General features: G+C 38.0%; 10 protein-coding genes. 9 read left to right on the top strand and 1 reads right to left on the bottom strand.

Translation table 11 applies throughout. The features are described from left to right. Positions 1-46: 46 nt before the first annotated feature. Positions 47-1033: an IS30 family transposase gene (locus ACNOGP_RS03670; RefSeq protein ID WP_195477624.1), complete on the bottom strand. Its 987-nt coding sequence runs from the start codon at positions 1031-1033 to the stop codon at positions 47-49. Positions 1034-1333: 300 nt separating this feature from the next. On the opposite strand from ACNOGP_RS03670, the gene ACNOGP_RS03665 reads away from it, so the two are divergent. From ACNOGP_RS03665 to ACNOGP_RS03625, 9 genes are all read left to right on the top strand, one after another. Further along, positions 1334-1903, top strand: coding sequence for an RNA polymerase sigma-70 factor (locus ACNOGP_RS03665; RefSeq protein ID WP_022274753.1), 570 nt, complete (start codon positions 1334-1336; stop codon positions 1901-1903). A 248-nt stretch (positions 1904-2151) separates the two neighbouring features. Beyond that, entirely contained in the window at positions 2152-3351 is a 1200-nt protein-coding gene (locus ACNOGP_RS03660; protein WP_418214093.1) for a FecR domain-containing protein, read from the top strand. A 39-nt stretch (positions 3352-3390) separates the two neighbouring features. Continuing rightward, a complete protein-coding gene (locus tag ACNOGP_RS03655; RefSeq protein ID WP_195628999.1) occupies positions 3391-6765 on the top strand; it encodes a SusC/RagA family TonB-linked outer membrane protein in 3375 nt (1124 codons plus the stop codon). 12 nt (positions 6766-6777) lie between these two features. Next, positions 6778-8292 carry a RagB/SusD family nutrient uptake outer membrane protein gene (locus ACNOGP_RS03650; RefSeq protein WP_418214092.1) on the top strand — a complete coding sequence of 505 codons (1515 nt, stop codon included), beginning with the start codon at positions 6778-6780 and terminating at the stop codon, positions 8290-8292. Positions 8293-8303: 11 nt separating this feature from the next. Next, on the top strand, positions 8304-9050 hold the full coding sequence (locus ACNOGP_RS03645) for a DUF4843 domain-containing protein (RefSeq protein ID WP_272720989.1): 747 nt from the start codon (positions 8304-8306) through the stop codon (positions 9048-9050). A gap of 22 nt (positions 9051-9072) precedes the next feature. Then, positions 9073-10767, top strand: coding sequence for a PKD-like family lipoprotein (locus tag ACNOGP_RS03640; protein ID WP_418214091.1), 1695 nt, complete (start codon positions 9073-9075; stop codon positions 10765-10767). Between the two features lie 83 nt (positions 10768-10850). Continuing rightward, positions 10851-13196: a S9 family peptidase gene (locus tag ACNOGP_RS03635; RefSeq protein WP_270539489.1), complete on the top strand. Its 2346-nt coding sequence runs from the start codon at positions 10851-10853 to the stop codon at positions 13194-13196. A gap of 18 nt (positions 13197-13214) precedes the next feature. Continuing rightward, the gene (locus tag ACNOGP_RS03630; RefSeq protein WP_418214090.1) at positions 13215-15953 is read left to right on the top strand and encodes a prolyl oligopeptidase family serine peptidase; all 2739 of its coding nucleotides are present in this window, start codon (positions 13215-13217) and stop codon (positions 15951-15953) included. Positions 15954-15958: 5 nt separating this feature from the next. Next, positions 15959-16378 (top strand): lipocalin family protein, encoded by a 420-nt coding sequence (locus ACNOGP_RS03625; RefSeq protein ID WP_143867133.1) that lies wholly within the window; start codon positions 15959-15961, stop codon positions 16376-16378. Positions 16379-16592: the final 214 nt, after the last annotated feature.

The raw sequence follows: 16592 nt of genomic DNA, 5'->3' as shown, positions 1-16592 counted from the left end.
TCCCTTTGTTGACACAGTTTAATTTACAACCTCACACCTCCTTATTTTATAAGTTCAATTTTTTCTTGAGCTGCTTAATCTTTCTAAAATTTTGTGCCTCTTTGGGTGATAAAAATCCCAATCTTTTTCTTGGTCTTTGATTAATTTCTAATGTAATTTCCTCTATATATTGGTGTGTAATATATTCGAACGAAATGCCTTTCGGTATATATTGCCTGACTAATCCATTTAGGTTTTCATTTGCTCCTCTTTCCCATGGGTGATGTGGTTTTGCAAAGTAAAAATCTATCCCTAATTCTTTCGCAATATATTGGTGGTCTGCAAATTCTGATCCATTGTCTGAAGTAATTGTATGTATTCGCCCTTTATATGGTCTCAATAGTTGCACGGTTGCTGCCGCCACATATTTAGCTTCCTTACTTGGCAACTTGTATGTCCATAGCCACCCAGTTTTTCTTTCATTTATTGTAAGAATAGCCCCTTTATTATTCTTTCCAATAATAGTATCCATTTCCAAATCTCCCCATCTCTTTTTTTTCTCCACAATAGCAGGTCTTTCCGAAATATCCTTGCGATTGGGAATACATCCTCTACTATTATGTGCGGAACCTCTCTTTCCATGCTTCCGCCCCTTTCTTCTAAGTGACCGATATAAATCCCCGCCTTTTCGTTTATCGTCCCATATCCACTGATAAAGCCTCTCCACGGAAACCATCGGGAAGCCTAGCCCCTTACATCTTCCTACTATTTGTTCCGGGCTATAATTCAGCTGGACAAGCATGGCTGTGGCTCTGGCCTTGACACACTCTGTGAATTTCTGTGGACGAATACGTTGCTCTTTACGACGTTCGTAACGATACTGTGCATAGTCAGCATCATAAGAGTCCGTGGGATTCCATTTATTGCGACATAACTCACGATAAAGGGTACTACGATGAATACCCAGCAAATGGGCTATTTCATCTTTTTTAATTCCTGCTTGCAGATACGCTTGTAATTTGTATCTTTGTCCTTCGGTTAATTGTTTCATCATGCGACTGATTTGGTAGGAGATTGAGGGAGCAAGATAGAAACTTTATTCCAAGGGAGAAGCAAGATGAAGATTTTTTTCATCCGCTTCTCTCTAAAAATATTTTTCTAAACTATATTCTCACTCAACTGTCGCATTTATAACTTGAACTTAGGTGCCTGCTTTTATTTTCTATTTTGTAGCTTGGTTAAGCCTGCGTTTCTGAAAAAAACAATATATTTGCATTCGTAAATATCGCAAAAGTAAGTAGTTACAGCGTTTTTGATGAATTCTGTTTTCTTTTTTCGCAGGTAATGTGACAGTATGAAGGATAAAATTGACGCCATAGTAGCGGGAGTCAACCGAAAGGATGAAAAGATATGGGGCGATTTCTATGATCGTTTTTATGCCGCTCTATGTGTGTATGTTTCCAAGATATTGCCGGTGCCCGATGCGGTAGAAGATTTGGTTCAGGAGGTTTTTATTTCTATCTGGGAAGGTAAGCGTACTTTCTCTGATATCAAGGAACTCGCCAATTATCTTTATCGTGCCTGCTATAATAACACCTTATTATATATACGCAATAATCAGATCCATGATACTATTTTAAGTTCTCTTGCTGAGGGAGAAGGTGTGGAAGATGAGGATATGATTTATGCTTTAACGGTAAAGGAGGAAATTATCCGCCAGTTGTATCACCATATTGAAGAACTTCCAGCCGAACAACGCCGAATCATCTTGCTGAGAATTGAAGGGTATACTTGGGAAGAGATTGCGGAACGTCTGGGAATTAGTATTAACACCGTCAAAACTCAAAAGACGCGCAGCTATAGATTTCTCCGTGAGAAGCTGGGGGATTCCATGAATTCCATAATTCTTTGTTTATTTCTCTAAAAAATAAGAAAAAACATTCTGATATATATTTGCCTTTTTATAGATTGATTAAGTTTTGTTTCTTTTGTTAAAACCACCGCTATTTCTTTTCTGATGTGACAAAATGGTATATTTCTGTCGCAAAAATCTGACTCTCTATATTATTCTACTAAAAAAATAGAATCTTTTTGTCACCCTTTTCTATAGGTTATGTATATCTATAATAAAGAGAAATTAAACAGTCGTTTAATTAAAAAATGGTCAATAAGATGAAGAAGTTCGAAAATGTATATCAAGATGCTGCTTTGATGAGAAGAGTTCTTCTAGGAGAAGCGGATGAAGCGGAACAACAGGAGCTTGAAAAGCGATTGGAGGAATGTTCGGACTTGCGGAAGATATATGAGCAATTGCAGAATAGTGAGACGTTGAAAGCTGCCTTTAAGGAACGTCAAAATTATTCATCGAAGAAAGCTTATCAATCTTTCCTTCAAAAAATAGGACAAGTCGAACCGGAAAGACAAAGACGTCGGTCTCTTCACATCGGGTGGTATATTGCTGCCGCTGTCGTTATTTTCGCAGTGGGGCTTTCTTTCTATATGTTGAATAGCTCTTCTCCGAAAGAAGAAAGCAGACCTTTGATTCAGCCGGGTACGCAACAAGCACAGTTGACCTTACCCGATGGTAGTGTCATTGATGTGGATAAGAAAGAAGTAAATGTGGTAGTAGATGGTATTCAGGTAAAATATAAAGAAGGAGTACTGTCTTATCAATCAACCGTTACAACACAACACGAAGAAAAAAACGTTGAAGAGCAATCGGCAAAATCAAATGAACTGGTTATACCGCGTGGAGGAGAAAATACGGTAATCCTTGCGGATGGAACTACGGTTCATTTGAATGCTGGCTCTAAGTTGACCTATCCTGTACGCTTCGTCGGCAAGCGTAGGCTTGTAGCTTTGGAAGGTGAGGCCTATTTTGATGTCGCTGAGGATGAAAATCATCCGTTTGTTGTGCGGACCCATCTTGGAGATGTGATTGTGTTGGGTACTGCTTTTAATGTAAATGCTTACATCAACGCCTCCGTCTGCTACACGACACTGGTTCGTGGTAAAGTGCAATTCTCTGCACCGAATGTGGAAGCTATCACTCTCTTGCCGGGTGAACAGGCAGTCGTTTCGGCTAATGGCTCGGAGAAACGTACGGTGGATCTGGAAGAATATGTAGGTTGGGTAGAAGGCCTGTATGTCTTTAATAATCGTTCTTTAGGAGAAATCATGGAAACGTTCGAGCGCTGGTACGACATACAAGTATATTATGAAACCGAAGATTTACGCAACATAACTTATAGTGGTAGTTTGAAGCGCTACGGGACAATCAACTCATTCCTTGAGGCATTGGAACTGACCGGTGATCTGACTTATAAGATCAGCGGTCGGAATATTTTGATTTATGGCAAAATGGAAGATTAGAAGCAAAATAGAATATTAGATAAGTTTAATTGTTAATTTATGAGAGAAAGACGATGGCTGCTATGTTTTTTAGTGGCGATGTGCTGTACGCTTAGCACATGGGCTTTACCGTCGCAAGACAAGACGGTGACTTTGAATCTGCGTAATGTCTCAGTTGAGACGGCTTTGGATGCAGTGAAGAAGCAGACAGGAGTGAATATGTTGTACAATTCACAAATGTTTAAAGGAGTTCCTCCGGTATCTGTTAATGCAAAAAATGAAAGATGGGAAGTGGCTCTTAAGTTGATTTTGAATCCGCAAGGGTTTGATTATGTGGTGAAGGATGGTATTGTTGTCATTCGCAAGATGCAGACGGAAAAGCGAGAAAATCGTATCCGTGGTATGGTTGTCGATGCGAATAGAGAGCCGATACCGGGAGCTAGTATTATTGTGAAAGGTACTCGTACGGGTACTTCTACCAATATTGAAGGTGAGTTTACACTGGATGTGAAAAACGATAAAGTGACCTTGGAAGTCTCTTTTATCGGCATGAAAAAGCAGACTCTTCAAGTAGATGCTACACGTCGGAAAAGTCTTGAAATTACTCTGGTTGATGATGTGAAAACATTGGAAGATGTAGTTGTGACCGGATATAATAATGTTCGTAAAACTAGTTTTACTGGTAGTTCTACACAGATTACAGGTGATGATTTACGTAAGGTTTCTCAAACAAATATTTTGGGTGCTTTGCAATCATTCGATCCCTCTTTCCGGTTGATGACAAACAATCAATTTGGTTCTGACCCGAATGCTTTACCGGAGATGTACATTCGCGGACGTTCAGGAATAGGGGTGAAAGAACTCGATAGAGATCAACTGTCAAAATCTAATTTGGAGAATAACCCGAACCTTCCAACCTTTATTATGGATGGTTTTGAGGTCAGTATAGAGAAAGTATATGATTTGGACCCGACTCGTATTGAAAGTATGACTATCTTAAAAGATGCTGCTGCTACAGCTGTTTATGGTTCCCGTGCTGCCAATGGTGTAATTGTAATTACTACTGTGGCTCCCAAACCGGGAGAAATACGGGTATCTTATAATTTTACGGGTACATTAGAACTGCCTGATTTACGTGACTATAATTTGGCAAATGCTTCTCAAAAATTAGAAATTGAAAGATTGGCAGGTTTATTTGATAAAGGAAACAATAACAATCAGAGCACTTCTCAGGGAATGAATGCTTATTATAGAAAATATGCATTAATTCAAAAAGGAATTGATACGGATTGGATGTCATTGCCTTTACAGAATGCTTTTGATCATAAGCATAGTGTGTATATAGAAGGAGGTACTCCTAATCTTAGGTATGGTGTAGATGCTTCTTATAATGGGGTGAATGGTGTAATGAAAGGATCGGGCCGTGATAGGTATTCTATTGGATTTTCGTTAGATTATCGTGTAAAACAATTACAAGTAAAGAATACAGTTTCTTTTGGACATACAAAGTCTAAAGAGTCACCTTATGGTTCATTTAGCGATTATACACGTATGCAGCCTTATGAGACTCCTTATGAAGATGATGGAACATTGAAGCAAAAAATGAGTTATTCACAGTCACCAAGTTCACGTACTTCGAATAATCCATTGTATGAAGCCACATTAGGGAATTATGAATGGAATGCCTATGATGAATTAGTGAATAATCTTAGCCTGAACTGGTATTTGAATGACTATTTGACGGTGAAAGGGCAATTTAGTATTACTAAGAAGTATGCTAGCAGTGAGAAGTTTTATGATCCGCTTTCATCAAAGGTGAGTGTCTATGGTGAGAGTGATGATGCATATTTGGCAGGTGATTTATATACGGAAAGGGGGGGAAGCTTAGATTGGAATACAAATGCTTTTCTGTATTACACTCGTTCGTTTCATAGTAAACATAATATAAATGTTTCTGTGGGATGGGAGGCTGCTGCATCCAATACCGATAATACAAATGCTCACTATCGGGGATTCCCGTCAGGTGAATTTAATTCGCTGAATTACGCTACTGAGATTTATAAAAAACCGACCCGTACAGAAAATACGACCCGTCGTATTAGCGCATTGGCCACTGCGAATTACACATGGAATGATATTTATTTGGCGGATGCTTCAGTGCGTTTTGATGGCTCTTCTGAGTTCGGAGCAAATCAGAAGTGGGCTCCGTTCTTTTCAGGAGGTTTGGGAGTCAACATTCATAATTATGCATTCTTAAAAGGGAATAAAGATATTAATAAATTAAAAGTCAGAGCATCTTATGGGCGTACCGGTAAAGTGAATTTTCCAGCCTATGCTGCAACGACAATGTATCAATCGTTATTTGATGAATGGTATATAACGGGATATGGCGCTGTACTTAAAGCATTAGGTAATAAGGATCTGACTTGGGAAAAAACGGATAAATACAATGTAGGTATAGAGACATTGTTCTTTAATCAACGTTTGACAGTTGAAGCTGAATATTATTATGAAAAGACAATCGATTTGATCAATGATTTTGGATTGTCTAGCACTTCAGGTTTCTCTTCCTATAAAAATAACATGGGTGAGATTTTAAATAAAGGATTTGAACTACAATTACGGGCAGATGTTTTTCGTGATCGTAACTGGACAGTGTCTTTATGGGGAAATATGGCTCATAATACGAATGAAATACTCAAGATTTCAGACTCTCAAAAAAAATACAATGAGCGTGTAACTGCATTTTATCAAAAAGAGATAAATAACCAGTTGAGCATTAATAGTTCATTGTCGGATGCCAATTATTCAGTTCCTATCCCACAATATGCTGAAGGCGAGTCATTAACCTCTATTTGGGCAGTGCGTTCTTTGGGTATTGACCCTACTACGGGTAAGGAAATATTCCTTAATCGTGACGGTAGTGTGACGGACAGATGGGATGCAAGCCAGGAAGTTGTAGTTGGAAATACCGAGCCTAAATTTAATGGTTCATTCGGCCTTAATGTTACTTATAAAAATTGGAGTCTATTTGCATCTTTCTTGTATGAATGGGGCGGACAAGAGTATAATCAAACTCTGGTGGATAATGTGGAAAATGCAAATATAAAGACAGGAAATGTTGACCTGCGTGTGCTGACAGATCGTTGGCAAAAGCCCGGAGATATTGCACAATTCAAGAATATTAAAGACAGCGATCTGACTACTTTACCAACTTCTCGTTTTGTACAAGACAAAGCTTTGTTGCATTTAAACTCATTAACGGTTAGTTATGATTTTGATCGGGAGTGGATTAAAAAACACTTGCGAATGAATATGCTTCGTTTGGAGGCAAATACGAGTGATTTGATTAATTGGAACTCAATACGTCAAGAACGAGGTCTAAGCTATCCGCGTTCATGGAAAGTGAGTTTCTCTTTAAAAGCACAATTTTAAGGAAAGAAGAAGATGAGAAAGATATATTATACATTACTTTCATTAGGGATAGTAGCTACGGTGTTTTCTTCCTGTAGCGATTGGTTAGATGTTCGTCCGTCGGATGAAATCAAAGAAGAATTTTTGTTTGAAACCGGAAACGGATACCGTACAGCTTTAAATGGTATTTATCGTAAATTGTCCACACAAGATCTATATGGACAGAACCTTAGTTGGGGGATTGTTGATGCGCTGGGCGAAGCGCATGATTATGACATTGTATCCGATGTGGGAGGAGGTAATGCCATGAAGAAAGTATCGAAGCGTCTTTTTAAAGATATAGAATTGGTACCTACCACCGATGCAATGTGGGAAGCTGCATGGAATATTGTTGCCAATTGTAATAATTTGGCCCAACAAGTAGAGGGAGCAGATACGACTCTTTTCTATAAAGGAGAAGAGGAGCGTAATATGATTTTGGGAGAGGCTATTGGCTTACGTGCTTATATACAGTTTGATTTATTGCGTTTGTATGCTCCTGCCCCGTCTGCTAATCCTGGTGAACGTACATTTATTCCTTATGTTGAAGAATATCCCGCGTACGTGAATAATAAGCAAACTGTTGCGTATTGTCTTGACCATGTAATTAAAGACTTGCAAAAGGCGCAAGGTCTTTTGAAGCCTATTGACGAGGCACAATCATTTAGAGTTTATGAACGTTTAGAGTATATTTACGATGGTGAGGACCGGTTTTTGGCAGAACGTGGTTACCGTTTGAATTATTATGCAATCACTGCATTATTGGCTCGTGTTTATTTGTATGCCGGTAATTTGGATATGGCTTATAATGAAGCTATGAAAATAATTAAATTACAAAAAGATGAGGGCTTTTTTGATTTTACTGATGTATATAATATTTCGACAAATGGCAACATTAAATTTTATGATGATATCATTTTTACGTTGTATACAACAGAGTTGATTGATTGGGAATTGGAAATAAATTATAGTTCAGAGGAACAGGCAGAGTATAATCAGAGCTATCTGTGTTGGCATGCGGAAAAAGTCAAAGATATTTTTGGAAACGAGCAGGATTATGATTATCGTCTGTTATATCAGTTTGAAAAAAAGTATCGTGGATATCGTACATTAAAATATCATAAGCAGGAAGAAAAAAGTTCCGGTGGAAGATGGGGGAATCCTATGATACCGATGATACGTATGTCTGAAGTATATTATATTGCGGCTGAAGCTATTTGTGATAAAAATCTAGCTGAGGCACGGGACTATGTTGAGACTGTAAAAGAAGGTCGTGGTGTGACTGTTGATTTGTCAAGCCTTGATAAGAATGGACTCATAAATATGATTCTGAATGATGTACAACGTGAATTATTGGGGGAAGGACAAGTGTTTTTTATGTTTAAACGTTTGAATCGTCAAGTTCTAAGATATTCGGGTACTGGCTCATCGGCTAAGAAAACCCCTATTCTTCCGACAGAGGAAAACTTTGTTCTTCCATTGCCGGACTCAGAAAGTAATATAAAATAAAGTATAGCATTATGAACAGTAGAAATATATTTTTGATAATAATAGGATGTTTGATTACTACATTCTTCTCTTGTGAAGAAAAAGAGCTTTTGGTTAATGCCAATGATGTGTCCTATATCATCTTTGAAAAGGACATGATGACAGATACAACGACCACTTCCTTTACATTCTACGAGGAAGGTGAGGATGCTAAAATTGATTTGGAAGTACAGATTTATGGGAAGTTAAGGGATATCGACACTAAATTTACTGTTGTTGTGGATGAGAAAGGTACTACACTTCCCAAGGAATATTATGTTTTGCCTTCTGAATGTATGATTGAGGCAGGAAAATTGAAGGGTACAATTACAGTAACTTTGAAGAATTATCCAGATTTGAAAACATCTACTAAATTATTGGCCATAAAAATAAATGAAAGTGGAGATATTAGACCTGGAACTTATAGATATTCAAAAGCTATCATATCTGTAACGGATCGTTTGTTTAAACCGGATTGGTGGTCGGTAAATGACAGAGGGAATGAAACTCGTTTTGAAAATACAATTGAGAAGTATTATTTGGGAACATATTCGGAGGAAAAATATAAGATGTTCTTAGAAGAGTTAATAAAAGATGATGTTGTCTTTAATGGAAAAGACATGCAGGTAATGCGAAAATATGCTTTACGATTAAAGAATACGTTGAAAGAACTTAAGGCAGCAGGTACTCCAGCTTTGGATGAGAATGGAAATGAAATAACTGTAGTTGTTGCTGGATAAAATAAATAGAAATAGACGAAATATGAAAAAACTAATAATATTCAGTTTGTTGCTGTCCATAGTAGCAGGATTTTACAGTTGCTTGGATGACAAGAATAATTTTGATTATAAACAGGTGAATGAATTGGACGGTGCAATATCTAATATGGATGAGTATGGATATGAAGTTACCGTAGGGGAAGAACTAACCTTTTCTCCAACGTTTAAGTTTACCATAGATAAAGAAAATCCAGATGTCAGTTATGAATGGTATTTGGACGGTCAGAAGTTGGATGTAACTACTCCTTCATATACTTTCTCTTCGGATAAATATGGAATTTATGAGCTTACGTACTCGGTTGTCGATAATAAAACTGGTGTTAAATTCTCGAAATCTACAAAGATAACAGTAACATCAGCTTATTTGCAGGGATGGGCGATATTATCTGATATAAACGGTCGTTCTGCGCTTTCTTTTATCAAAGTGAAGACAGTGAAGAAGCTGTATTATAATTCGTATGGAGAGGAAGCCTATAAAGATTCTGTTGTGTATGAAGAAGTAGAAAAAGACATTGTTCCTAATTTAGGAACAGAACCTCATTGTTTACTTGAAAGTACAGGATATTGGGATTTGGCATTTCAGGAGGTAAACAGTGGTGAAGAAGTACTGTATGATGAGCTTGTTGTAATGCAAGGTAGTAAATGGGTTGAATTAAACGGCAATTCGTTAATGAGGTCTGTATATACGGTAGAGGAATTTAATGGGAACATTCCTGATGATTTTTCTCCTGTGAATGCTGTTATGACTTATTCTTCTAAATTCTTGTTTAATAAGAATGGTTATATATATTATAACCAAAGAGCTGTTGCAAATGATTTTCATGCAGGATTTTATTTGTCAGATCCAATATGGGGCGGCGTTCGTTTTAAGGCAATGTATGGTATTCAGAAGTTTAATGATCTAATGTGTACAGTTCCTGTATTGACTCTTGATAATTCATTACAGTACATTTGGGATGGTGGTATGACAAACAGTTTCCCGACGATATCTATGAATTCTTTGATATATAGTGGTAATGTATACGAAATATTAGATAATGAAGGAGAAGCTGATCCACGTTTCCAGAATATGGAATATGAGATTATCACTATGGTTCCGGCCGCTACAGGAAATGATGACGGGTATGATACTTGTACACCGAGATGGATAGCCTTGATGAAAAAAGACGGTAATTTTTTTATGCGTAATTTTTCATTGAATACTTATTATGAGGATCCTCCTGTAAGGGTTGGAGATTATTTGGAGAAGAGCATCAAAGGAGAAATGTTTACTGATTATAAGGATATGGTGGTTTTTCAAAATAAGCGATATGCAGTGATTGCGAATGGTGCTGAATTATGGTATTGTTCAACTACTGATGAAGGAGACAGTGGTATGAAAATAAAGCTGGAAAATGGAGATGCTTTGCCTGGTGATATTGTTTCATTGTCTTATCTGGATATGAATTACTACTCACCGGAGAAATATGTGAACGGGCATTTGGGGGTTGCATTTGATAATGGTGAGTTCCGCATTTACGAAGTTATAGAGCATAAAACAGGTGGCGTAGTTAATGAGGTCACTTTAAAGAAACTATATCCTAATGAAGTTTCAAATTCTCGGGGGGATAATAAGTTTGGCACTATTGTTGACGCAATATACAAATTTGGAGATTGTCTTAAAATCACATTATTGTAAATAAACTAAAGTAGAAAATAAGGGTGGTGAATATCTGCTCACATAGATATTTACACCCTTCTATTTTTATCAATATAAAAAGTATGACTTTAAAGAAAATAGTTTTTGTTGTTTTTGGAGTATGTCCTTTCCTGATACAATTACAAGCTCAAGAAATTGCACAGCGACAAGCCAACTATGAATTGACTGATAAATTTCAGGATTTTACTTTAGGAGGTAAATTATCCAATATTAGTCTATCGGTTTACCCTCGGGAAATAAACGATACAGATAATTTCTGGTTTGAGTTTCAAACAACAGTAGGTAAGGACTATTATTATGTGGTGCCTGCTGCAGGAAAGCGTGAACCTCTTTTTGATAAAGGGAAGATGGCTATGCAGTTGAGTGAACTTACCAAAGGGGTAGTGGATAGAAATAAACTGGATATTTCATCTGTTACTTTCTCCAAAGATCAAGGTTCATTTGAGTTCGATTATAAGAGTAAACGATATAGCTATAATCGTTTGACGGGTAAGTTGACATTAGTAGAGAAGAAGGAAGAAAAGAAGGAACCGGAAGAACCAATTTATAGTTGGATGACTTTTTCGCCTGATAAAAAGTATATTTTGTATGCTAAGAACCACAACTTGTATGTGAAGGGGAATAAAGCATTGGGAGTGGATACAACCGAGGTGCAGTTGACTACTGATGGGGTAGAAAACTTTTCTTATGCTCGTGAAGAGGAAGCTGGGGAGAATGGAGAAGTACCGACAACGGCGCTTTGGTGTCCCGATAATCGCCATATCTATGTTGTACGTGATGATAACCGTTTGTTGCGAGACTTCTGGGTAATCAATTCATTGGAAGATTCTCCTTCGTTGATAAAGTATAAATATGAGTTTCCTGGTGATAAGTATGTTACTCAAAATGAATTGACGATTATTGATATTGTAGAGAAAACGGCAAAAAAGGCGAAGATAGATAAATGGAAAGACCAATACATAATGCCTCTTCATGTTACTTCAGATAGCAAATACTTGTTCTTTGAACGTACTAAGCGTACTTGGGATGAGGTAGATGTGTGTTCTGTTAACCTCTCAACTATGGAAGTAAAGGAAGTTATTCACGAAGAAGATAAACCATATCGTGATCCACATGCCCGTAATGTTGCAATCTTAAATGATGGAAAAGATATTCTATTCCGTTCAGAGCGTACTGGTTGGGGGCATTATTATCATTATGATGGAGATGGAAACCTTAAGAATGTGATGACTTCCGGTGAATGGGTAACAGGTTATATTAATTCTATTGATACGCTGAAACGCAAAGTTTATCTGTATGGATATGGAAAAGATAAAAAAGTGAATCCTTTCTATTACATGCTTTATGAGGTTGATATTGACAAAGAAGGAGTAACTCCTTTGAGCACGGAAGACGGACAGCATAATGTGAATTTCTTGAAATCCCATAATTACTATGTAGACACCTATTCAAGAGTGGATATGGAGCCTAAAATTATGCTGAAAGATAGAAAAGGCAAGGTGATTATGGAGTTGGCAAAACCAGATCTGGATTTAGTTTATGCATCAGGCTGGAAAAAACCGGAACGTTTTGTCGTGAAGGCAGCCGATAATGTTACAGATTTGTATGGAGTGATGTGGAAACCGTCTGACTTTGATCCGGAGAAGAAATATCCGATTATTTCGGTTGTTTATCCCGGACCTTATTTCGGATTTGTACCTACTAACTTTACACTAGATGATAGTTATTGTACTCGCATGGCGCAACTCGGCTTTATTGTAATCACAGTAGGGCATCGAGGTGATACACCGATGCGCGGTAAGGCTTACCATCGTTATGGTTATGGTAATATGCGCGATTACCCACTGGCGGATGATAAATATGCGATTGAACAGTTAGCGCAACGTCATTCATTTATTGATGGAAAGAAAGTGGGTATTTACGGCCATTCCGGTGGTGGATTTATGGCTGCGGCTGCTATTTGTACCTATCCGGACTTTTATACGGCCGCTGTATCTTGTTCCGGTAACCATGATAACAGTATTTATAATCGTGGATGGGGAGAGTGTTATAATGGTGTGAAAGAAGTGGAAAAGGTGGTGAAGGACAGTCTAGGCAACGAGACGAAAGAATATGAATATAAGTTCAGTGTAAAGTCGAACGCAGAAATTGCCAAGAACTTGAAAGGCCATCTGATGCTTGTGACAGGAGATATGGATAAGAATGTTAATCCTGCACACACTTATCGCATGGCTAAAGCACTGATTGAAGCTGGTAAAGATTTTGATATGTTGGTGATTCCGGGAGCTGGTCATGGATATGGTTCTGCAGATAAATATTTTGAAAGGAAAATGTATCGCTTTTTTGCCAAGCATTTACTGGGTGATGCTCGTGCAGACTGTTGGGAAGATATAAACCGTAGTAAATAAGGCAATAGATTAAACTATATGAAGAACTCTTTCTTTAGATATTTGTGTTTGGTAGCTGCGCTGCTGTCATACAACTCTGCCGGAGCAGAACAAAAAGTGAAAGATCAACCTGCCGAACGACAGTCTCACTTATTGAAACCATTGGATATAGCAGCTTGTATGTCGTGGAAGCGCGTCGAATCACCCGATATTTCTCCGACAGGGCGATGGGTAACTTATCGCATTGCTCCGATGGAATATAATCCCGATGATAAGGAGTCTAAGATATTACATCTGTTTGATTCGCGTACACGGAAAGAAATAGCATTGTCTGATGTCGAGCAGATTCAATATTATGATGCAGACCAGGCTATTTATTATCAGCAGGCGGATACTGCTGGAAATATGAAGACAATATTAATGTCGTTACCGTCCGGAGTGAAAACGGAGTGGGTGTATAAAGAATCTTTCCATCCTGTAGAAGGAGTTCCTTATTCGGTATCTGTAACCAATGTACCGGAAGATACGGTTAGCCATATTCCGGCTTTCGACCGCTTGGTAGTACGTCATCTTAAAACTGGAACTGCATTTCAGATTGACAGTATAGGCTACTATACGCTGTATAATCAGAATCGTTCAATTCTTTTTATTCGTAAACAGGCCAAAGGAAATGCTTTGTGTTATGGTCCACTGGCTGGTCCTTACCAAACTATTTATCAAAGCTCCGTTAAGAAAGAACCTTCTTCTTTCAGCCTTGATGCCAAACAGATGACTGGAGAATTTACAGTAAACGATTCTTTATGGTATAATTTCTCTTTAAAGAAGAATACCTGTGATTTGGTCTTTGACCGTAAAGAGATTATTCTCCCTACAGGAATGGAACTTGCCCGGGCAACTCTATCACATAGCCAGAAATTTCTGACAATTGAGCTCAGACCCTATCAGGGAAAAGTGAGTAAAGATAAAAAAGAAGAGAAAGTAAAGCCTGATGAGAGCTTCGAGCTGGAATTATGGACTTGGGATGAATATGAAGTTCCTACTTTGCAGACGCGCGACCGTTATTTCCATCCCCAGTATTCGAAATATATCTATGATATTGCTTCTAAAAAAATGATGGAAGTGGCTCCCAGTCATGCCAATTTGTTGGAGCCGGACCGTGCGGAAGAAATTCATTATGTACTTTATACGGACGAAACTCCTTATCGTATGCAGAAAGAATGGCTTAATGAAATGCCGTTTGACATCTATTCTGTGAATGTGCATACGGGAGAAAAACAATTAGTAGGACGTAACTACAGGACAAGGCCGCGGTGGTCGCCAAACGGTAAATGGGCGGTGATGTATGATCCTATGGCGAAAGTTTGGAATAAATTTGATGGAGCTACAGGCAAGCTAACCGATATATCGACTGCTATCGGCTATCCTATATTTGAAGAAGACTATGACAAACCGAATCCTGCACCTGCTTATGGTATTGCAGGTTGGACTGCTGATGGCAATAATGTGTTGATTTATGACGCTTATGACTGGTGGAAGATAGATTTGACAGGAGAACGTCAGCCGGAGTGCCTTACGAAGGGATATGGACGTAAAAACCGGAAATTTATCCGTAAAATGACTAGCAATATTGATAAGGAGGTATTTGATTCGGATGAAAAGATTATGGTGAGTGTCTGGGATACTGATACTATGGATGAAGAAATATGCTTGCTTGATATGAAAGGTAATCTGAAAAAATTGATGGGAGGTCCTTATATCTATGCAATTCACCGCTTCTCTGATAACCAGAAGTATTGTATCTGGAATCGTCAGAACATATCGGAATTTCGTGATTTATGGTGGAGTAAATCAGATTTCTCCAATCCAATCAGAATAACAACCGCTAATCCCCAACAAAATGAATATAAATGGGGAACGGTTAAACTTCTGGAGTGGACGAATTACGAGAATAAGCCGAACAAAGGACTGCTTTATCTTCCCGAGGATTATGATCCTAAGAAAGAATATCCGGTATTGGTACAATTTTATGAGACTCACTCTGGCGGATTGAATACTTATAATGCTCCAGGTTTGAGCAGTGCAATGGCGGATGTGATGTACTTTGTGAGTAATGGGTACATTGTATTTATGCCGGATGTACATTTTACTGTAGGAACGCCGGGACAGAGCTGCTATGATGCCGTAGTAAGCGGAACGAAATACCTGATAGAGCAGGGAATAGCACATCCGGGGAAAATAGGTCTTCAGGGACATAGTTGGTCAGGTTTCCAGGCTAGTTATCTGGTGACAAAGACGGATATATTTACTTGTGCTAATATTGGGGCTCCTATTACTGATATGGTAACCGGTTATTTGGGTATTCGTGGTGGAAGCGGTTTGCCGCGTTATTTCATGTATGAAGAATGGCAAAGCCGTATGGGAAAGAGTTTGTGGGAAGCCAAGGATAAATATTTGGCAAGTTCTGCTATTGTGGAAGCGGATAAAATACATACCCCATTATTAATTTGGCATAATGATAAGGATGAGGCTGTTGCCTACGAACAAGGTCGTGCACTTTATTTAGCAATGCGTCGTTTGCAACGTCCGGCATGGCATCTTAATTACAAAGGTGAAGGACATTTTCTTGGTAGTCAGGCAGCACAAAAAGACTGGACTATCCGAATGAAACAGTTCTTTGATTATTATCTGAAAGGAACGAAAGAACCGCGTTGGATGAAAGAGGGTATTCATCTAAGAGAGCGCGGAATTGATCAGAAATATGACTTACTAGAAAAATAAAAAAAATGAAGAAACTATTAATTACAGTAATAGCTCTGTCTTGCTTTGCATTCAGCAGCTACGGACAAGACAAGGTGGAAAAACAAATTATTGGTAAATGGTGTAATCCTTATACCTATGAATCTACTGGTGAACTCAAAGGATTTGAGTTTGAGAAAGGTGGTAAATGTTCTGCTATCAATATTCCTTCTTTAGATTTAAAAACTTGGAAGATTGATAATGGTTATTTAATCGTTGAAGGATTTAGCAAAGGGGAAGATGGGAAGACGGAAGTGTATAAAACACGTGAACGTATTGGTTATGTAACATCTGATTCATTGGAACTGGTTGTTCAGGAAGCACAGCCGCGGTTGGCTTTTCTGTATCTGAATATGAAGTCGATAAAGAAGTTGGTGACTCCAGAAGTTGCACCAAAAGAAAAGTAATAAATCTCTCTCTTAATAATTTAGTGTTAATTTAGCATTATATTGCTAATAGAAGCACCTTGTCGTAGGGATTACGATGGGGTGTCTTTTACTTTTTTATATCAGAATTGTAGCTCATTACGTAAATATTTATCAAATTTTTACGATATGTTCTGAACAATTTAATATTATATTTAGCATGGAATATCGCTATTTAATTGTATTTTTGGCACAA

Source organism: Bacteroides difficilis (assembly GCF_048319815.1).
Classification (GTDB): Bacteria; Bacteroidota; Bacteroidia; order Bacteroidales; family Bacteroidaceae; genus Bacteroides; species Bacteroides zhangwenhongii.
Note: the sequence above shows the minus strand (reverse complement) of the source record. Positions and strands in the feature narration are given on the sequence as shown.

Coding starts and splice junctions, on each gene's coding strand:
- ACNOGP_RS03665 (WP_022274753.1), top strand. CDS start 1,334: ATGAAGGATAAAATTGACGCCATAGTAGCGGGAGTCAACCGAAAGGAT.
- ACNOGP_RS03660 (WP_418214093.1), top strand. CDS start 2,152: ATGAAGAAGTTCGAAAATGTATATCAAGATGCTGCTTTGATGAGAAGA.
- ACNOGP_RS03650 (WP_418214092.1), top strand. CDS start 6,778: ATGAGAAAGATATATTATACATTACTTTCATTAGGGATAGTAGCTACG.
- ACNOGP_RS03645 (WP_272720989.1), top strand. CDS start 8,304: ATGAACAGTAGAAATATATTTTTGATAATAATAGGATGTTTGATTACT.
- ACNOGP_RS03635 (WP_270539489.1), top strand. CDS start 10,851: ATGACTTTAAAGAAAATAGTTTTTGTTGTTTTTGGAGTATGTCCTTTC.
- ACNOGP_RS03625 (WP_143867133.1), top strand. CDS start 15,959: ATGAAGAAACTATTAATTACAGTAATAGCTCTGTCTTGCTTTGCATTC.
- ACNOGP_RS03630 (WP_418214090.1), top strand. CDS start 13,215: ATGAAGAACTCTTTCTTTAGATATTTGTGTTTGGTAGCTGCGCTGCTG.
- ACNOGP_RS03670 (WP_195477624.1), bottom strand. CDS start 1,033: ATGATGAAACAATTAACCGAAGGACAAAGATACAAATTACAAGCGTAT.
- ACNOGP_RS03655 (WP_195628999.1), top strand. CDS start 3,391: ATGAGAGAAAGACGATGGCTGCTATGTTTTTTAGTGGCGATGTGCTGT.
- ACNOGP_RS03640 (WP_418214091.1), top strand. CDS start 9,073: ATGAAAAAACTAATAATATTCAGTTTGTTGCTGTCCATAGTAGCAGGA.